Annotated in this window: 14 protein-coding genes; 11 read left to right on the top strand and 3 right to left on the bottom strand. The window is 65.6% G+C overall.

The features are described 5' to 3' along the window. Positions 1 to 42 precede the first annotated feature (42 nt). The 3 genes from OY559_RS04165 to OY559_RS04155 all read left to right on the top strand — a co-directional run bounded on the left by OY559_RS04165 (position 43) and on the right by OY559_RS04155 (position 4,520). Positions 43 to 1,659 carry a peptide chain release factor 3 gene (locus OY559_RS04165; RefSeq protein WP_277728848.1) on the top strand — a complete coding sequence of 539 codons (1,617 nt, stop codon included), beginning with the start codon at positions 43 to 45 and terminating at the stop codon, positions 1,657 to 1,659. Between the two features lie 131 nt (positions 1,660 to 1,790). Continuing rightward, on the top strand, positions 1,791 to 2,483 hold the full coding sequence (locus OY559_RS04160; RefSeq protein ID WP_277728847.1) for a PAQR family membrane homeostasis protein TrhA: 693 nt from the start codon (positions 1,791 to 1,793) through the stop codon (positions 2,481 to 2,483). Positions 2,484 to 2,570: 87 nt separating this feature from the next. After that, positions 2,571 to 4,520 (top strand): AsmA family protein, encoded by a 1,950-nt coding sequence (locus tag OY559_RS04155; RefSeq protein ID WP_277728846.1) that lies wholly within the window; start codon positions 2,571 to 2,573, stop codon positions 4,518 to 4,520. Positions 4,521 to 4,531: 11 nt separating this feature from the next. On the opposite strand, the gene OY559_RS04150 is transcribed toward OY559_RS04155, so the two are convergent. Genes OY559_RS04150 through mtgA form a run of 3 tightly spaced genes read right to left on the bottom strand, consistent with a single transcriptional unit; the run spans position 4,532 to position 6,733 of the window. Then, positions 4,532 to 4,960, bottom strand: a complete 429-nt coding sequence (locus OY559_RS04150; protein ID WP_277728845.1) for a CBS domain-containing protein — start codon at positions 4,958 to 4,960, stop codon at positions 4,532 to 4,534. Next, complete coding sequence (locus OY559_RS04145) at positions 4,920 to 5,963, bottom strand: glycosyltransferase family 2 protein (protein WP_277728844.1); 1,044 nt, start codon at positions 5,961 to 5,963, stop codon at positions 4,920 to 4,922. Before OY559_RS04145 ends, OY559_RS04150 begins: the two co-directional genes overlap by 41 nt. After that, on the bottom strand, positions 5,960 to 6,733 hold the full coding sequence (gene mtgA / locus OY559_RS04140; protein ID WP_277728843.1) for a monofunctional biosynthetic peptidoglycan transglycosylase: 774 nt from the start codon (positions 6,731 to 6,733) through the stop codon (positions 5,960 to 5,962). The genes OY559_RS04145 and mtgA overlap by 4 nt, the downstream gene beginning before the upstream one ends. A 109-nt stretch (positions 6,734 to 6,842) precedes the next feature. Here mtgA and OY559_RS04135 point away from each other — a divergent pair, with 109 nt between their 5' ends. The 8 genes from OY559_RS04135 (at position 6,843) to OY559_RS04100 (ending at position 19,994) form a co-directional block, all read left to right on the top strand. Next, on the top strand, positions 6,843 to 7,754 hold the full coding sequence (locus OY559_RS04135) for an Hsp33 family molecular chaperone HslO (RefSeq protein ID WP_277728842.1): 912 nt from the start codon (positions 6,843 to 6,845) through the stop codon (positions 7,752 to 7,754). Positions 7,755 to 7,872: 118 nt separating this feature from the next. Continuing rightward, the gene (locus tag OY559_RS04130) at positions 7,873 to 8,736 is read left to right on the top strand and encodes an XOO1806 family protein (protein WP_277729912.1); all 864 of its coding nucleotides are present in this window, start codon (positions 7,873 to 7,875) and stop codon (positions 8,734 to 8,736) included. Between the two features lie 292 nt (positions 8,737 to 9,028). Continuing rightward, on the top strand, positions 9,029 to 11,701 hold the full coding sequence (locus OY559_RS04125; protein ID WP_277728841.1) for a TonB-dependent receptor plug domain-containing protein: 2,673 nt from the start codon (positions 9,029 to 9,031) through the stop codon (positions 11,699 to 11,701). 141 nt (positions 11,702 to 11,842) lie between these two features. After that, a complete protein-coding gene (locus OY559_RS04120) occupies positions 11,843 to 12,517 on the top strand; it encodes a TIGR02466 family protein (RefSeq protein ID WP_277728840.1) in 675 nt (224 codons plus the stop codon). Continuing rightward, a complete protein-coding gene (locus OY559_RS04115; protein WP_277728839.1) occupies positions 12,487 to 13,506 on the top strand; it encodes a class I SAM-dependent methyltransferase in 1,020 nt (339 codons plus the stop codon). The genes OY559_RS04120 and OY559_RS04115 overlap by 31 nt, the downstream gene beginning before the upstream one ends. Next, a complete protein-coding gene (locus OY559_RS04110; RefSeq protein WP_277728838.1) occupies positions 13,503 to 15,449 on the top strand; it encodes an O-linked N-acetylglucosamine transferase, SPINDLY family protein in 1,947 nt (648 codons plus the stop codon). Before OY559_RS04115 ends, OY559_RS04110 begins: the two co-directional genes overlap by 4 nt. Positions 15,450 to 15,494: 45 nt before the next feature. Next, entirely contained in the window at positions 15,495 to 16,883 is a 1,389-nt protein-coding gene (locus OY559_RS04105) for a putative 2OG-Fe(II) oxygenase (RefSeq protein WP_277728837.1), read from the top strand. 213 nt (positions 16,884 to 17,096) lie between these two features. Beyond that, the gene (locus OY559_RS04100; RefSeq protein ID WP_277728836.1) at positions 17,097 to 19,994 is read left to right on the top strand and encodes a TonB-dependent receptor plug domain-containing protein; all 2,898 of its coding nucleotides are present in this window, start codon (positions 17,097 to 17,099) and stop codon (positions 19,992 to 19,994) included. Positions 19,995 to 20,047: the final 53 nt, after the last annotated feature.

The following is a 20,047-nucleotide window of genomic DNA, read 5'->3' as shown; positions in this document are numbered from 1 at the left end:
GCCCCTCCCCGCTTTCTCCGTGCCCGTCCGGGCGCCCGCCCCATGTCCGATCCGAAAAGCGCAGTGGCCTCCGAAGCGGCGCGCCGCCGTACCTTCGCCATCATTTCCCACCCCGACGCCGGCAAGACCACGCTGACCGAAAAGCTGCTGCTGTTCGGCGGCGCGATCCAGATGGCCGGCTCGGTGAAGGGCCGCAAGGCCGCGCGCCACGCGACCTCGGACTGGATGGCGCTGGAGAAGGAGCGCGGCATCTCCGTCACCTCGTCGGTGATGCAGTTCCCGTACGACGGCAAGATCGTCAACCTGCTGGACACGCCGGGCCACGCGGACTTCGGCGAGGACACCTACCGCGTGCTCACCGCGGTGGACAGCGCGCTGATGGTCATCGACGTGGCCAAGGGCGTGGAAGAGCGCACGATCAAGCTGATGGAGGTATGCCGCCTGCGCGACACGCCCATCATAACCTTCATCAACAAGCTGGACCGCGAGGGCAAGGACCCGATCGACCTGCTGGACGAAGTGGAAAGCGTGCTCGGCATCCAGTGTGCGCCCGTGACCTGGCCGATCGGCATGGGCCAGCGGCTGAAGGGCGTGGTGCACCTGCTGACCGGCGAAGTGCACCTGTACGAACCGGGCCGCAACTTCACCCGCCAGGATTCCACCATCTTCGCCTCGCTGGACGATCCCCAGCTTGAAGCGCGCATCGGCAGCGAGATGCTGGCCTCGCTGCGCGATGAACTGGAACTGGTGCAGGGCGCCAGCCATCCGTTCGACAAGCAGGCGTACCTGGACGGCAAGCAGACGCCGGTGTTCTTCGGCTCGGGCGTCAACAACTTCGGCGTGCAGCCGCTGCTGGATTTCTTCGTCGAGCACGCACCGTCGCCGCAGCCCCGCGAGACCACCGGCCGCAAGGTGCAGCCGGACGAGAACCGGCTGACCGGCTTCGTGTTCAAGATCCAGGCCAACATGGACCCGCAGCACCGCGACCGCGTGGCGTTCATGCGCGTGTGTTCGGGGCGCTTCGAGGCGGGCATGAAGACCTTCCACGTGCGCAGCGGCAAGGAAATGAAGCTGGCGAATGCGCTGACCTTCATGGCCAGCGACCGCGAGATCGCCGCCGAGGCGTATCCCGGCGACGTGATCGGCATCCACAACCACGGCACCATCTCCATCGGCGATACGTTCACCGAAGGCGAAGCGCTGTCGTTCACCGGCATCCCCAACTTCGCGCCGGAACTGTTCCGCCGCGCCCGACTGCGCGACCCGCTCAAGCTCAAGCAACTGCAGAAGGGCCTGGCGCAGCTAAGCGAGGAAGGCGCCACCCAGTTCTTCCGCCCGCTGATGAGCAACGACCTGATCCTCGGCGCGGTGGGCGTGCTGCAGTTCGACGTGGTGGCCTACCGCCTGAAGGACGAGTACGGCGTGGACGCGTCGTTCGAGAACGTCAGCGTCGCCACGGCGCGCTGGATCCGCTGCGACAACGCGAAGAAGCTCGAAGAATTCCGCGACAAGAACGCCATGAACCTGGCGCTGGATGCCGCGGGCCAGTTGGTCTACCTGGCGCCGACGCGGGTGAACCTGCAACTGGCACAGGAACGCGCGCCGGACGTGGCATTCCTGGCCACGCGCGAGCACGCGCACAGCGTGGACCTGGGATGATCGACGTCGACGGACGTGCGGGTTCATCGATGTCGCCCGCATTGTCCGCCCCGCCTCGGGAAGCCTTTCCCTGCGCTGACCACCCGCGGTCGCGCCATGCACCGCGTGCTGCATTGCGGTAACGTTGCGTCATGTCCGATTCCTCCCCCCTCAAGTCCCTGCGCGCCCGCAAGCGGGCGGATCACCTGGTCGATATCCGCGACGAGATCGCGAGCGCACTGACGCACGGCCTGGGTGCCGTCGCCGCGCTCGCGGGCGGCGCGGTGCTGATCACGCTGGCGGCCATCCATGGCGATGGCTGGCAGCTGGGCGCCTCCATCGTGTTCGGCGTGACGCTGCTCCTGCTCTACACGGCCTCCACGCTGTACCACGCCATCCAGCACCCGGTGGCGAAGGGACGGCTGAAGGTCTTCGACCACTGCGCGATCTACCTGCTGATCGCAGGCACCTATACCCCGTTCACCCTGATCGGACTGCGCGGCCCGTGGGGCTGGGGGTTGTTCACGGCCATCTGGACGCTCGCCATCGCCGGCGTGATCTTCAAGCTCTTCTACACCGGCCGCTTCAAGTTGCTCTCCACCATCATCTACATCGCGATGGGCTGGCTGGTGGTCGTGGCGATCAAGCCGCTGCTGACGTCCGTCGACCCGTGGACGCTGGGATGGATGCTGGCCGGTGGCTTGTTCTATACCTTGGGCACGTTTTTCTATCACCGCGAATCGATCCGCTATTCGCACACCATCTGGCATCTTTTCGTCATCGCGGGCAGCGTCTGCCACTTCGTGGCGGTCACCCAGCAGGTGCTGCAGCCTCGCCTGGCGTGAATCGCGCGTCGACGTTGGTGTCCCGCGCATGAACCGCTGAGCGGCTGCTTCGCGGCATGTGAACACGTGGTTCCCAACCATGGGGCCATGAACGACGCACCCGTCCCTCGCCGCCGCCCTGGGTTGCGCCCGCTGTCGCGGACCAGCGCTCTGGTGCTGGGCGTACTGGCGGCGGTGATCGTGGTGGTGGCGATCCTGTTCGAGTGGAACTGGCTCCGCCGCCCGATCGAGCACGTCGTGGAATGGCAGACAGGGCGCAGTTTCCATATCGCGGGCAACCTCGATGTCGATGTGGGACGTGTGACGACGCTCCGCGCGGAGGCCCTGACCTTCGGCAACGCCGCCTGGTCCAAGGTCCCCACGATGGCGTCGGCCGACCGCGCAGAGTTGAGCGTGGATGTGTTCCCGCTGGTCTTCCTCCGCGAGACCCGCATCCCGCGCATCCACCTGACCCGGCCGCAGCTGCGGCTGGAAACCGGACCGGACGGCACAGGCAACTGGGTGTTCGGCGACGCGAACGGCGGGCGCCGCACGACGTATCACGACCTGTGGATCGACGACGGCCGGCTGCTGTTCCTGGATCCGGCACGGAAGACCGAGGTCGACATCGCGCTCGACAGCGCGCGGGCACCCACGCCGGGCGAAGCGTCCGCGGTGGATGTGGAGGGCAAGGGTCGCTGGGCGGGCAACCGCTTCACGCTCGCGGGCCAGGTGGCATCTCCCCTCGCCCTGCGCGATACCGACAAACCCTATCGCATCAACCTGCGCGCGAGCGCGGGCACGACCCATGCCCATGCGCGCGGCACGCTGCTCGATCCCTTCCACCTGCGCGACTTCGATCTGCGGTTGAGATTGGCCGGACAGGATATGGAAGACCTGTTCCCCCTGATCGGCGTCGCCACGCCACCGACACCGCCGTATCGGCTGGATGGCCGTTTCACGCGCGACGGCAGTACGTGGCGCTACGACGATTTCGCCGGCGTGGTCGGCGATAGCGATCTTCGAGGCTCGGCCGCGGTGATCGTGGGCCGCGATCGGCCCTTGCTGACGGCGAACCTGGTTTCGAAGCGGCTGGATTTCGACGATCTTGCGGGCTTCGTCGGTGCGCCACCGCAGACCGGCGGCGGTGAAACCAGCAATGCAGGGCAGCGGGCGGAAGCGGCCGATCTTGCGGCAGGTGCGCGCCTGCTACCCGATACGCCTTACAACCTCACAAAGCTGCGCGCAATGGATGCCGACGTGCGGTGGAAGGCGCACCGCATCAACGCGCCCCGCCTTCCCATCGAAGACATGGATGCGCATCTGTTCCTGGACGCGGGCCTGTTGCGATTGGAGCCGTTGAATTTCGGTGTGGCGCAGGGAGACATCCGCTCGCAGATCCGCATGGATGCGCGCAGCGACACCATCCGCACCCAGGCGACGATCTCCGCGCGCCGGCTCGACCTGGGCGAGTTGTTCCCGCGTGCCGAGCTCACGCAGACCGCCATCGGCCGCATCGGCGGCGACATGACGCTGGCGGGCACCGGCAACTCGATCGCGGGGATCCTGGGGACCGCGGACGGCGATGTCGCCATCGGTATGGGACGTGGTCAGATCAGCAACCTGCTGATGGAACTGGCAGGCCTCGATATCGCCGAGGCGTTGAAGTTCCTGGTGACGAAAGACCGCACCGTGCCCGTCCGCTGCGCTTTCGGCGATTTTGCCGTCAAGGGCGGCGTGATGCAGGCACGTGCGCTCGCGTTCGACACCACCGACACGCTCATCGTCGGCAAGGGCGAAATCAGCCTGAAGGACGAGACGCTGGACCTGGAACTGCGTCCAAGGCCGAAGGACCGCAGCATCCTGGCGCTGCGCTCTCCGCTGGTGGTGGGCGGCACGTTCAAGGACCCCTCGTTCCGTCCCGACTTCAAACGACTCGGCCTGCGCGGCGCCACTGCGCTCGCACTCGGCAGCATCGCGCCGCCGGCCGCGCTACTGGCGACGATCGAAGTCGGTCCCGGTGAAGACAGTGGCTGCGGCGGGCAATACGCGAAGTAGGCGTACGCGCCTCAGCTGGCGATATAGCGCTGCAACTGGTCCAGTTCGACCTGCTGGTCCTCGATCACGGCCTTGACCAGGTCACCGATGGAAATCACGCCGACGATCGCCTCACCCTCCACCACCGGCAGATGGCGGATGCGATGCTCGGTGACGATCTGCATGCAGTGGTCGACACTGTCGTCAGGACGCACCGTCACCACCTTTGCCGTCATGATGTCGCGTACCGGCGTATTGGATGACGAACGTCCCTGCAACACCACCTTGCGCGCATAGTCGCGCTCGGACACGATGCCGCAGAGTCGCGCGCCCTGCATGGCGAGTACCGCACCCACGCCCTTCTCCGCCATCAGCTTGATGGCATCGAGGACGGAGGCGTCGGGCGAAACCGAAAAGACTTCAGGGGTCTTGGACCCCAGCAACTGACGAACCGTGCGCATGGCGATCTCCGGGACAGGGAGCGGGTCGATCTGGCACGGGCAAGGATACTCCTGCCGCCGCCGGTTGCCACGTGTCGACCAGGTACAGCGGACGTTGCTTGGATTCCTCGTACAGACGGCCCAGGTATTCGCCGATCAGCCCCAGCGCCACCAACTGCGTACCACCGAGGAACAGGATGACCACCATCATGGTGGGCCAGCCTGCCACCGGATCGCCGAACAGGAATGCCTTGGTCACGATGTAGATGGCGAACGCGAACGCCAACAGTGCCGTGAGCACGCCGATGTAGGTCGCGACCCTCAACGGCGCCGTGGTGAAACTGGTGATGCCCTCCAGCGCGAAGTTCCACAGCTTCCAGAAGCCGAAGCTGCTGCTGCCGGCCACGCGCGCCTCGCGATGGTAGGGCACTGCCACCTGGTTGAATCCGACCCAGCCGAACAGCCCCTTCATGAACCGGTGCCGCTCCCGCAGTTCGCGCAACGCGGCAAGCGCACGCGGCGACAGCAGCCGGAAGTCGCCCGTGTCGGCAGGAATGGGCGTCTTCGACAAGCGGCCGATCACGCGGTAGAACGCATGCGCCGTGGCGCGCTTCAGCCAGCCCTCGCCTTCACGCGCGATCCGCGTGCCGTGCACGTTGTCGTGGCCGGCCTGCCACTGGCGTACGAATTCGCCAATCAGCTCCGGAGGATCCTGACCATCGGCATCCAGGATCAGCGCTGCACCGGTGTCCACCCGATCCAGTCCCGCCGTCAGCGCCGCTTCCTTGCCGAAGTTACGTGAAAGCCGCAGCACCGAGACCCGGGAATCCGCTGCGGCCAGCGCGCACAACACCGGCCACGTGGCATCCCGGCTGCCGTCGTCCACGTACAGCACGCGCCCCTGTACCTCCGGCATCGCATCCAACGCCGCCACGATGCGGGGATGCAGCAGTGGCAGCGCTTGCGCTTCGTTGTAGGCGGCCACCACCACGGTAACCTGCCAGACAATACCCACCGCGCTCATCGCAACGTCTCCAGATAGGCCGTGCCGCCGATCTGCCCGACCTGCCGCTGTATGCGTCGTGCCTGGCGCTGCACGTAGGGGCCGGGTTTCTGCGCGCTGTAGCGGCGCGGCGCCGGCAGCACCGCGGCCAGACGCGCGCTTTCGGCCGGCGTCAGGCGCGCCGCATCCTTGCCCCAGTAACGCCGTGCCGCCGCCTGGCCGCCGTACACCCCGTCACCGAATTCCGCGACATTGGCGTACACCTCCAGGATGCGATGTTTCGGCCACAGGATTTCGATCAACACCGTGTACCAGGCCTCCAACCCCTTCCGCGCCCAGCGCGTGGCGGCATGGCGGCCTTGCCACAGGAACACGTTCTTGGCGACCTGCTGGCTGATGGTGCTGGCGCCACGCAGCCGCGTTACAGGCCGGCCGCGCTTTTCGGCACGCTCGACCATCTTGCGGTTATGTGCGCGAGCCTTCTCGATGGCAGCCAGGTCGAACCCGTGGTGGCTTGCGAAGTTCTGGTCTTCCGCCGCCACCATCGATACCGGCAGGCTGGGGGCGATGCGCTCCATGTCGCGCCAGTCGTAGGCAATGCGGAAGCCCCACTCCCCCTGGCCCCAGGCTTCGAACATCCGGGCCGCCATGAACGCTGTGAACGGCGGATCGACGAACCGCAGCACGGCGACCTGCAGGATGCTGGCGGCCGCGAACAGGAACGGCAGCGCAAGCAGCCAGCGGAACCAGCGACGTGGACGCCGCACCTTGGCGGCCGTCGGCACATTCATCGGGCCATCCCGAGCTTGAGGATGGTCATGGTTGCCCCCATCGTGGCGTTTCCCTTGGCGGATTCGTACGGCGCATTATGCCGAGACGCTCCGCCCGCCCGCACTTCCCATGCATGGATCTCCCGTGACCACCGACGCCAACGCCGATACCCTGACCCGATTCCTGCTTCCCGCTGCCGGCGTCCGTGGCGTGGCCGTGCGACTGGACGAAACGTGGCAGACCGTGGCCGGACAGGACGCATATCCGCCGGCCGCCAGCGAACTGCTGGGTGAAGCCAGCGCCGCAGCAGTGCTGTTCACCGGTCACACCAAGGTGGATGGGCGTTTGTCCATCCAGCTCCGCAGCAGCGGCGCGCTGCGCACGCTGTTTGCCGAGTGCACGGCGGCGGGCACCGTGCGCGGCATCATTCAGGTACCCGGGGAGCAGGACGCCCCGCGCGATCTGCGCGACCTGGGCGACGACGCCCTGCTCGCCATCACCATCGAAAATCCCGGGCTGGATCCCCGCGAGCCCCAGCGCTACCAGAGCCTGGTCGGACTTCAAGCCAGCCGTCTGGCCGAGGCCTTCGAGGACTACTTCCGCCAGTCCGAACAGTTACCCACACGACTGCTGCTATCCGCTGACGGCGAGCGGGCCTGCGGCCTGATGCTGCAGAAGCTGCCGGGCGACGAAGGCGACGTCGACGGTTGGAACCGGGCGGGCGCCCTGTTCGACACCCTGGGCGAAACCGAACTGCTGGCGGTGCCCACCCGGGACCTGCTGCATCGCCTTTTCCACGAGGAAGCACCCCAAATACTGACCGAACGCCCAGTTCGGTTCGGATGCTCTTGTTCACGCGAGCGGGTTGAGAGCATGCTGCAGTCGTTGGGGAAGGAAGAGGCAACGGCCGCACTGGCCGACGGGGTGGCTGAAGTCCGTTGCGAGTTCTGTGGGCAGCAGTATCGGTTCACGCCCTCGGAGATCGGGGAACTTTTCAGCCCGCACCCGGTCGAAGCCGAGGCGCCGCACCGCCTGCAGTAGTCCGGTCATCAGCCGGACGCCCCGGGGACTTGTTAAAGAAACATAAAAGGCATAGCATCGGTTCCCCTTCGGGAGGGGAACTCCAGGTCGTCCTAGGAGTCTGAAGCGAGCCATGAATCTGCGTAGCCTGTCACTGTCGCTTGCCCTGCTGCTCGCCTCCGGCGTGGCGGTGGACGCGCATGCGCAGAAGAGCACGCGCAAACCGGCCGCCGATACCCAGGCTACCGCCCTGCCCATCTGGAACAACGATGGCAAGGTCGAGGCCGTCCTGTTGCTGGAACCGACCGGCCAGGCCGAAGCCGGCGCCCGCTGGCGCATGGGCCGCAATTCGCTGACCACGGCATTCGGCCTGGAAAGCGGCGATGCGCTGGGGCTGGTCTGCAACCGCAAGGCCGGCGTGGTCGGCAACATCGGCAATCTGGCGAGCCACTGCATGCTGGCGACGCTGGATGACGAGGACGAAGCGACCTCCAGCCAGCGTATCAGCGCGTCCGCCGTGCTCAGCCGTCCGGGCGGCAAGCTCGGCCTCTCGGCCGGCACGGGCCGTGACACGTTGCCGGCATGGCTGTCGTCCGGCCGCACCACGGGCCGCGTCGAACAGAACGATCTGGCCGTATTCGGACAGAAGAACATCGGTCGCGAGGGCTTCGTATCCATCGGCGGCGCAGTCGCCAAGGCCACGCTGGTACCCGCCTCCGACGTGCCCGCGTTCGCCGAACGGTGGAACAGCCGCAGCCTCACCGTCGGCGGCGGCTATGGCCCCTTCAGCGCAAACATCATCGGCCGCGTCATCGACGTGCCTGGCCAACCCGGCAAGTTCGAAGGCCTGGGCCTGGGCCTGACCTGGCGCACTCCGTGGAGCGGACAGCTCACCGTGGGTGCCGAGAACGTCATCACCCGCGGCAAGAATCCGTTCTCGCTGACCAACGACAACGCCGACGAAGGCACCGTGCCTTACGTCCGGTACGAGCAAGACCTCTAAGCCGTCGCAGCCTTCGTGCCGCGCCTCAAGCCGAGGCGGCATGGCCGTGCTCCCGTGAATGGACCACCCTGACCCGCCCTCTCCCACCCCATCGGGGCACGCGTGGAGGCTGAATTGTGTGCGCCATCTCACAAAAACGTAACAAAACTTACGTCTCCCCCTACTCAATCTTCACGCGGGTTTAATTCCCGTTAAAAGCCGACTAGTATCCGGTCACCCCCTCGTTTCGTGGTCACCCTTTTGACCGCCTCGAGGGACACCTTGGGATACCCCTTACGGGAGAGAGAGACAAATGAACTGCAAAACCACGAAGCTTCGTGACGCGATTTCGTTCGCGCTCGCGGTCGGTGCTGTGTCGGCCACGGGCGTGGGCGCTGCCTTCGCTCAGGAAGCCAGCAGCGATCAAACCACCACCCTCAATCGCATCGAAGTGACGGGTTCGCGCATCAAGCGCACCGATATCGAAACAGCGGCCCCGATCACCACGATCACCCGTGCGGACATCGAAGCGGCGGGCGAACTGTCGGTCTCCGACTTCCTGCGCAACAACGTCTACAACTCGTTCGGCTCCACGCGCGAATCTTCGGGCTCGGCCACGGGTTCGCAGGCCACCATCAACCTGCGCGGCCTGGGCTCGGCCTACACGCTGGTCCTGATCGACGGCCGTCGCATGACCAACTCCGGCGCCCTGGCCGGCGGTGCGGCCAACATCAACATGATCCCGACCTCGGCGGTCGAGCGCATCGAGATCCTGCGCGAAGGCGCCGGCGCCGTGTACGGTTCCGACGCGATCGGCGGCGTGGTCAACATCATCCTGCGCAAGGATTATGAGGGCATGAACGTCACCGCCAGCTACGAGACCTCGTCCGAAGCCGGCCCCGATGGCAACACCCTGAGCGTCTCCGGCGGCATCTCGTCCGACCGCGGCAACGTCACCTTCGTGCTGGACCACCAGCAGCGCGACATGATGTTCAACCGCGATATCCGCGACAAGATTCCCGCCGCATTGTGGACCGCGGGCCTGAGCCCGTACAACTCGTCGGCCACCTTCCTGGGCGGCGCCGGCCTGCAGAGCGTTGCCAACTGCGACCAGTTCGAAAACAGCATCCGCATCAGCGCGACCCGCTGCGCCTTCGACCACGGTGCCACCTCTGCGAACGAGTCCTCGCTGCGTCGCAATGCCCTGTTCGTCAACGGCAACTACAACCTGACCGAGTCCACGCAGTTCTTCTTCCGCGCATTGAACTCGGAAACCCGCAGCCTCGGCGTCTACGCCTCGGCGCCGGTCGACAATGGCGGCCGCGGTCCCGGCCTGCTGCCCACCATCTCGGCCACCAACCCGTTCAACCCCTTCGGCGAAGCCGGTACCCTGTACTACCGCTTCACCCCGCTGGGTACGCGCGACTCGATCCGCCAGGACAAGCAGCGCGAGTACATGGTCGGCCTGAATGGCAGCAATGAGTGGTTCGGCGGCGCCGACTGGGAAGTCAGCCTGGGCCACGGCCTGAACTCGCAGAACAGTGTCAACTACAACTACGGCATCGGCAGCACGCTGCAGCAGCTGATCGACTCGGGTTCGTTCAACCCCTTCGATCCGACTCATGCAAGCGTCGCCGCCAACGCCGGCCGTATCGGCCACACCGTGTTCGTGGAATCGCAGATGCGCTCGGTCACGGGCGACGGCCATATCAGCTTCGACCTGTTCGAGATGCCGGCCGGCGCGGTGGGCTTCGTGACGGGCTTCGAGTACCGCGATGACCGCTTCACCCAGACCTACGATGCCCAGAGCGCCGCACGCAACGTGTTCGGCTCCGCGGGTGCGGGCGGCGAAGGTGAGCGTTCCTACTACGCGGCCTATTTCGAAGCGCTGTTCCCGATCTTCGAGTCCCTGGACGTGACCCTGGCCGGCCGTTACGACAGCTACAACGACCTGGGCAGCAAGTTCTCGCCGCGCGTGTCGCTGGAATTCCGTCCGCTGGACGAGCTGCTGTTCCGTGGCACCTGGGGCAAGGGCTTCCGTGCACCGACCCTGGTCGACATGTACGGCGACAGCTCCAGCACCAACCTGAACAGCCCGCCGGTCAACACGCTCAGCCCGCCGCACGCCGGTGGTGACGAACTGGCGTGCGCAGCGTTGACGGCCGTCCGCACCGCGACCGGCAATGCCGCGTACCAGCCCTACCCGGTGAATCCCTGCACCTCGTCGGGTCAGTACACCTGGCTGGTTTCGTCCAACCCGAACCTGACCCCTGAAGAATCCACCAACTGGGGCCTGGGCGTGGTGTGGAGCCCGACCGCCGACCTGTCGTTCGCGCTGGACTACTACGACGTCGAACTGGAGAACGTGATCGGCACCGTGCCGCGCGCACTGGCCTTCCGCAACGGCGATGCCGGTGTGCCGGGCTACGGCGTCACCCGTGGCGCTCCGATCACTGCCCCCAACGGCACCGTATTGCCGGGCGCTCCGAACCTGATCCTGCTGCCGACCGACAACGGTGCGTTGCAGACGGCACGGGGCCTGGACTTCGAGGCCAGCTGGCGCTTCCAGACCGACAGCCTGGGTACGTTCAATACCAAGCTGGCGTGGTCGCATCAGCTCGAGTACGACTTCACCCCGATCGCGGCCGGCACCATCGAACGCGCCGGCACGGCAACGTTCCCCGAAGATCGTGGACAACTGGCCCTCAACTGGACCGGCGGCATCTACAACTTCGGCGTGATCACCAACTACATCGGATCGAGCTCCAACGGCACCGCAGCAACGACGCTGCCGTCGTGGACCACGTTCGATGTCCAGGCAGGTGTGAGCCTGCCGTGGAAGGCGAAGATCTCGGTCGGTGCGCGTAACGTCACCAACAAGGACGCACCGATCAACAACGCGTTGTTCGGCTTCCCGTTCTACAGCAACACCTTGTACAACATGTACGGCCGCATGATGTACATGAAGTACGAGCAGAACTTCTGATCTGATCAGAGGCTGCGAAACGGACCCGGTCCATCGGGTCCACACGATGCCCCCGGAAGGGGGCATCGTGCTTTCAGGGCCATGCCTTCCGACATGATGGTGGCGTGGCATCATTCGCGGATCGCACGATGGGACGCCCGCATGGCAAGCAATGAGATTCAGGCGCAGGTCTTCCCGCTTTACGCAGTGCCGATGCTGCAATGCCAGATCGGCGACGCTTCACGGCTCAACGCTGAACTGGCCGCGTTGTTCCTTCGACTGGAAAGCCAGGGCGACAAGCATCGTGACCCGATACGCCGGGACACCCAGTACGGCATCTTCGAGAGCCACTTTTTCCTGCACCAGCGCCCGGAGAGGCCCATCCAGGAGCTTTTCGGTTTCCTGCGTGCGTCACTGCAGACCTTCATCCAGGGCATCAACCAGCTGTCCGACGAAGACATGGCCAACATCAACCTGGACATGCACTCCTGGTTCCATGTCACCAGGAAGGGCGGGTTCCAGAGCCTGCACAATCATCCCAACGCCAGCTGGTCCGCCATCTATTGCGTCGACCCTGGCGACGCGGGTGCCCCGGAAAGCGGTGCCGTGCGATTCCACGATCCCCGGACCGGTTGCGACATGTACCGCGACCCCTCGATCGAACGCATGCAGACCCCGTATCGGATCGGCCCGTGGCAGTTGAACCACAAGCCCGGCCAGATGATCGCCTTTCCCTCCTACCTGCTGCACGAAGTGTTCCCCTACACCGGTGATCGTCCCCGGATCGTGGTTGCGCTGAATTCCTGGTGCCGCTGGAAGAACGTGCCTGCGCCGTGAGCCACGAACACACCATGCCGACTGGACCCGCGTCTCTCGAAAGCGATGCATGGAGCAGGCTCTGGCGCGCAGGCGTGCTGCACTCCTGTTCCACCGCCATCGAAGGGAACTACGACGGCGAGATCGCGGCATTCTGGAATGCCCGCTTCAACGGTCTCCAGGCACGGCAGCGGGTGGTGGACATCGGCACCGGCAACGGCGCTTTGGCCCTGCTCGCCAAGCAGCATGCCGCGAAGCGCGGCATCGACTTCGACATTCATGGGGTGGATGCGGCGGATATCGACCCTCCGCGCTGGGCATCCACCGCGACACCATTCGACGGGATCACCTTCCATGCCCGCACGCGCATGGAGGACCTGCCTTTCGAAGCGGGCAGTGTCGCGCTCGTCACGTCCCAATACGCCTTTGAATATTCACGCGCGCGCGAACCTGCGCTGCAGGAGATTTTCCGGATCATCGGGCACACGGGCACGGCGGCGTTCCTGCTGCACAGCGCGGACTCGCTGATTTCCATGACGCTGCGCCAGCAACATGAAGCGTGCGCCCTATTGTTCGACGAAACCCGGATCCTCGACCTTGCGCACCAGTGGATCTCCAGCCTGGCGGGGTCGCCTGCTTCGACTTCCACGAGCCAAGGCACCGCGCAGATCCAGCAGGCCTTCCAGTCGGCGTCCACCCGACTTGTAGCCGCAGCCTCTGCGCTTCCCGAGGCAGCGATCCTGCGCAAGACATTCCACTACCTGCACGCCACGCTGGAACAGGCACAAGGCTCGCCATGGGAGGCGTTGCAATACCTTGCGAATGCACGCGATGACTTGGAAAACGAACGCATGCGCCTGCAACACCTCTCCGGCGCCATCATGGGCCTGCGGGAACTCGAGGGCCTGCATGGACAGTGCATCGCGGCAGGATATGCATCATCCCTCCTGAGTCCTCTCGACCAGGCCGCGGGCAGCCGCATGGGCTGGACCCTCGTCGTCTCGCCATGACGGACGCCGAGCAAGCGCGCCGTTCGCACGCGGCTGGGGATACCATCACCGCAGGCATCCACTACGAACGCGCCCTGGCGGCAGACCCGGCAAATGCCGCACTCATGTTCGACTACGCGCTCCTGCTCATGCATACGGGACGTATCCAGGAAGCGGCGAAGACATTGACGGACGTCAGGCGCCTCGCCCCCGGCGAAGCCCAGGTGCTGCTCGCGCTGGCTGCCTGCCTGCGCGAGGGCGGCACCATCGAAGACGCGATGCAGGCAGCGGACGACGCCACCCGGCGTTTGCCGCATGACGCGATGGCCTGGATGCTGAAAGGGAGCATCGACGTCCGGGCAGGCGAATATCCGCGTGCGGAGACGGCGCTGCGGCGCGCGCTTTCGCTTGCGCCGGGATTCGGCGAAGCCTGGCATTACCTGGGGGAAAGCCTGCATCAGCAGCAACGCTGGGAAGAGGCTATCCACGCGTACACGAGGGCGTCGGTCGAACAGCCGGGAGAGATCTACAACATCGCGATGTGCGCCGAACAGTCGGGGAACCTGGAACTCGCACGCAGTGGCTACCAGCAGGCGTGCGGCATCTATCCCGACCGTCCGGACATCCTTCTTCGCCTGGCGCAGACCGAAGCGCGGCTCTGCGAGTTCTCGAGCGAACACGAAACGCTTGAGCGGTTCCGGCGCCTGGTCGCGGATGGTGTGCCACGCGAACCCGTTCTCGAGGCGTTCCCGCTCACTTATCTTCCACTGGAGAGCACATTGGTCCGCGCCGCCCTGGACCACTACATGGAGGCTGTTTCCGCTCGCGCGGCTGCGCTGGTCCGCCTCGCGCCTGCAACGCCGGAACCCATTCCATCCGGCGGCAGGATCCGGATCGGCTATCTCTCTGCGGACCTGGGCATGCACGCCGTGGGGCAACTGGTAGGAGATGTGTTCCGCTTCCATGAGCGGGAACGATTCGAGGTCTTCGTCTATTCCCTCCGCCGGCACGACGATGCGGTGGCATCGCGGATCCGCGAGAGCAGCGACGTGTACGTGGAGTGCGGGAATCTGGGAGTCGCTGCCGTCGTCGAGCGCATCCGGCAGGACGGCATCCATGTACTGATCGATCTGAACGGCCCTACCACGGGCGCACGCCTGGAAATCCTGGCGTCCCGGCCCGCAGCCCTGCAACTCGGTTGGCTTGGCTTCCTTCATGCCCAGCAAGCGCCGTGGCTGGACGCCATCCTGCTTGATGAGCATGTACAACCGTCAGCGCACGCCTGGTCCTTCGACGACCGTGTCGTCCACCTTCCGGTAAGCGTGTTCCCTCCTCCCCCGCGGGTTGGCGGTCGCAGACAGCGCGAACGTTTCGGCTTGCCGGCGGAGGGAAGCGTGGTTCTTGCCAGCTTCAACAACAGCTACAAGCTGGACGCAGCGTTGGCGGCGGCGTGGGTCGAGATCCTCCGGCGCGCGCCCCGGGCCACGCTGATGGTGTATCTGCCTCCTGCAGCCCGCCCGGGCTTTCTCAGTCATTGGGGCGCCATCGGCGGCGATCCATCCAGGCTCATGGTGGTCGACGCCCTTGCGCCGGAAGACCAGGCCGACCGGGCGGCGAGCTGCGACCTGATGCTCGATGCCTTCCGCTATCAAGGTGGCGCCACCACACTGGATGCGGTTGCCAGCGGGCTGCCGGTGCTCTGTCGCGCCGGGCAGACCCCTCCCTCGCGTCTCGGCGTCAGTATCAACCGGGCCCTCGGGCTGGAAGAACTCGTGGTGGCGGATACCACCGAATATGTAGCGCGAGCCGCCTGGCTCGCCAACCATCCCGGCGAACTGGAAACGCTGCGCCATCGCGTCGCGACCGCCGTGCGGGAAGGCATCCTGTTCGACGCAAGGCGCTCGGCGGCAGGAATAGAAGCGACCTGCGAGCGGCTGCTCCGGGAGAAAGGCATCCTCGCCTGACGGACCATTCCCTCCTTGCGGCAGGGTCCAACCGGTATCCACAAGATGACGAACGAACATTCCTCCATCGCAGAACTGCTCTCCCGGGCGCGCGCGGCATTGCAACGGGGCCAGACCGGTGATGCGATCCGGCTTTACCGCCTGTGCCTGGAAGCGGGGGCGCCCGTCGCCAGCGAACTGGCCGGCGTGCACTACCAGGCGGGCAACCTCGCCGCCGCGCGGGAGGTGCTGGATGCCGCCGTCGCGCACGCGCCGGGACACTGCGACTGGTACTTCCAACGCGGTCTGGTCCTGATGGGATTGACCGAGCCGGCACTGGCGTGCGCGGATTTCGACCACTTCATTTCGGCGTCGCCCGGCTTCGCACCGGCCTACTTCCAGCGCGCGCTGGCCCACCTCAGCCTGCACCGGCTCGGCGATGCCCTGGACGACTTCCAGCACGCCACGCAGCTCCAACCCGACATGGTGGACGCCTGGGTCAACATGGGCATCCTGCTGCTGCGGAAGGGCGATGCGACCGGCGCCGTCCATGCATTGCGTACTGCGGAACTGCGTTCGCCCGGGCAACCGGCGATCCTGCACGCACTTGCCAGCGCATACGACGGCGCGGGAGATGTTCCGTCTGCGCTGCAGCTTTACGCCCGGCTCGAACCTGCAACGTCGTCCAATCCGGAGTTCCTGACCAACCACGCCCTGTGCCTTCTGCGGGGAAGGCAGCCCGACGCCGCCTACCGGCGATTCAGGCGCGCACTCTCGCTGGCGCCGGGAGACCAGACCGCCCTGGCAGGCCTGTACATCGCGGCCAACGAGCTTGGCCGCCACGACGAGGTGGATGTGCTGATGGACTTCGCCGCATTGCTTGGCGTGACGACACTCAGTGCCCTTTCCACGACCGCGCTGGACGCGTTGCGCGTGGCCGTCGAATCCCACCCCGAGCTCAATTGGGAACCGGCTGGTCGCTCCACGGTGCGCGGCCAGCAGAGCATCATGCTTGACCTCACGGAGGGCTCCGCTTTCCACGCCATTGGCGATGCGATGTCCCAACGGGTCACCGACCGCATGACCGCGTTGGCCGCCAACCCCGCGCTCGCGTCACATCCGTGGCTGCGCTCGCTGCCGCGACGCTGGCGATTGCAGATGTGGGCCACCGTCCTGCGCGAAGGGGGCCACCAGACGCCACATATCCATCCGGCGGGCTGGTTGAGCGGCGTCTTCTATCTGGACGCCGGCCAGCCCGCGACCGCGGACAGCGGGGCCATCGTGTTCGGGCAGCCGCAGCCCGAGTTTGCCCAGAGCGCGCCCCCCCGCCGCCTGCAGCACCTGCCCCGCAGTGGTGACGTGCTGCTTTTCCCTTCGTATTTCTTTCACCACACCATCCCGTACAGCGGCCCTACCGCCCGCATCAGCCTGGCGTTCGACGTGATCCCCGCCTGATGCCGTCCGGATGTACCGCCTTCATCTATTCATCACCAACATGAATAGAGAGAAATGGCAATTTCCCATGCCCGGAGCCTCCAAAGCGTCTTAACGACTCTTTAATTCTCCCCACGGCGCGTCTATGATCGGGTCACCCCAGCATTTTGGTAGCCGTATTTGGCTTGCCAGCCGGGTATCCCTAGGGCGTAACAGACCTCATCTGGAGAGAGAATGAACTTCAAGACCACCAAGCTGCGCGAAGCTATCGGCTTTGTCCTCGCAGTGGGTGCGACCAGCGCGGCCGGCACCGGCCTCGCGTTCGCGCAGGAATCCACCACCGAAGGCGCCAAGACCCTGGACGCCATCCAGGTCACCGGTTCGCGCGTTGCCCGCGTCGAAACCGAGACCGCCAGCCCGGTCGTCGTCATCGATCGCGCCGCCATCGAACAGACCGGCAAGCTGACCCTGGGCGATCTGATCCAGGAAATGCCGGCCATGTCGGGCGCCCCGACCAATCCCCAGGTCAACAACGGCGGCGGTGACGGTTCGTCCACCATCGACCTGCGCGGTCTGGGTTCGGCCCGCACCCTGCTGCTGGTCAATGGCCGTCGGGTGGTCAACAGCGACGTCAACTCGATCCCGGCCTCGGCCGTGGAGCGCATCGAAATCCTGACCAGCGGTGCGTCCGCCGTGTACGGCTCCGATGCCGTTGCCGGTGTCGTGAACTTCATCCTGCGCCGCGATTTCGACGGCCTGACCGCGTCGATCGACTTCGGCATCACGCCCAGCCACCAGGACGGCCAGCGCAGCGGCGGTTCGATCACCTTCGGCCAGGTGGGCGACAAGGGCAACATCATCGCCGGCCTGAACTACAACAAGTTCGACGGCATCTCGTCCAACGATCGCGACTATTCGAAGGACGCCACGTACCTGTACAGCGGTTACGTCACCGTCTTCGGCTCCAGCCGCAACCCGAATGGCCGCATCTTCTTCCCGGAAGGCAGCCCCCTGGTTGACCAGTACGGTTGCGGTTCGGTCACCCTGACCCCCGGCACCAGCGGCACGTCGCAGGGCGACTTCCGTTGCTACAACGGCGCACGCGACTCCTACAACTACCAGGCGACCAACCTGATCATGACGCCGCAGGAACGCACCAACGCGTTCTTCCTGGCCAACTACCAGATCACGGACAACCTGAACGCGTTCGCCGAGGTCTACCACAACAAGACCTCGTCCAACTTCGCGATCGCCGCGCTGCCGTTCGACGCCAACAGCGACGGCGTCGTCATCTCGGCCGACAACTACTACAACCCTTTCGACCAGAACTTCGGCCCGGCCGCTGACGGCAGCCAGAACCAGTTCATGACGCGCTGGACCTCGCTGGGTCAGCGCCGCTCGTACTACGACACCACCACCTCGCAGGTCGTTGCCGGCCTGGAAGGCTTCGTGGGCGAGACCTGGAAGTGGGACGCCGCGTTCAACTACGGCCACTACTTCAGCGAGAACACCAGCTACGGCTACGTGGACTACGCCAGCCTGACCGACGCGCTGGGTCCGTCGTTCATGGATACCGACGGCGTGGTCAAGTGCGGTGCCCCGGGCGCCATCATCGCCGGCTGCACGCCGCTGAACATCTTCAACATCTTCGACCCGCAGTCGGTCGCCACGATGCAGGCGGCGGAAGCGCGTCCGGTCTACTCGACCATGTACCAGACCCGCAGCTTCGAGGCCAACGCCTCGGGCGAACTGTTCAGCCTGCCGGCCGGTGCCGTGCAGCTGGCATTCGGCGGCGCGTGGCGCGAAGAGTACCAGCGCAGCGAAGTCGACTACATCGCGATCGCCGATGAAACCGGCCGCTGCATGATCTCGCAGGAAGCCTGCTCGTCGCCGGTGGGCGGCAAGTACGACGTCACCGAGGTCTACGGCGAACTGTACGTGCCGATCCTGTCCGACATGCCGTTCGCGCACCTGCTGTCGGTCACGCTGGGCAGCCGCTACTCCGACTACAGCACCTTCGGCGACACCACCAACAGCAAGCTGCAGGTGGAATGGCGTCCGATCGAGAACCTGCTGTTCCGCGGCACGGTGGCGGAAGTCTTCCGCGCCCCGACCATCGGCAACCTGTACGACGGCCCGCAGGGCAATGCTCCGCAGCTGAACGACAAGTGCGAAGGCTATGGCGCCACCGGTGCACCGCGTGACCACGAAAACGCGTGCGGTGCAGGCGCAGGCGCCACCAACATCCCGACGACCGGCATCGGCCCGGCGCCGACCAGCCAGTCCAACGGCGTGTGGTCGGGTGCCGTCGCCGCAGGCTTCGACCTGCAGCCGGAAGAAGGCAAGTCGTTCTCCTACGGCGTGGTCTATGACCCGCAGTGGGCGCCCGGCCTGTCGGTCAGCCTGGACTACTGGCGCCTGTACCTGAACGACACGATCACCCGTGCCGATGCGCAGATCGTGGTCGACACCTGCTACGCCGATGACAACCACCCGTTCTGCGAATTCATCAACCGTCGTGCCGACGGCCAGGTGGACTTCATCCGCGAGCCGATCGTCAACCTGGGCCGCCTGGACACCAACGGCTGGGATCTGGCCGTGCGTTACCGCCTGCCCGACACCGCGTGGGGCAGCTGGCTGTTCGGTCTGGACGCCACGTACATCGACCGCTACGACAACGACACCAACCCGCTCAGCGAAGACGATGCCGTCAAGCACATCGCGGGCACCTACAACAGTTCGTACGGCATGTACGCCCGCACCCGCGGCCGCCTGTTCGTCAACTGGAACAAGGGTGACCTGGGCCTGAGCTGGCGCGCCCGTTATGTCAGCGGCTTCGACATCGGCAGCAACGACCTGCGTCAGAGCGTCAGCGCGGATGCCGGCTGCAACCCGCAGTTCGCTCCCGAGTACTGCTATGCACGCCGCTTCGACGACTACCTGGTGCACAGCTTCAGCGCCGCGTACTCGCTGCCGTGGTTCAACTCGAAGATCGAGGTGGGCCTGGACAACGCGTTCGACAAGCAGCCGCAGATCATGTTCCAGAACAACGTGCTCAACTCCAACACGGACGTGCAGACCTTCGATACGGTCGGCCGTTACCTGTGGGCTCGCTACACGATGAACTTCTAAGCAGCATGCGGTAAAACGTTGCACCCTGGCCGCGCGGCGCAAGCCGCGCGGCC

Origin of the sequence: Pseudoxanthomonas sp. SE1 (assembly GCF_029542205.1) — a bacterium.
Taxonomy (GTDB): domain Bacteria; phylum Pseudomonadota; class Gammaproteobacteria; order Xanthomonadales; family Xanthomonadaceae; genus Pseudoxanthomonas_A.
Note: the sequence above shows the minus strand (reverse complement) of the source record. Positions and strands in the feature narration are given on the sequence as shown.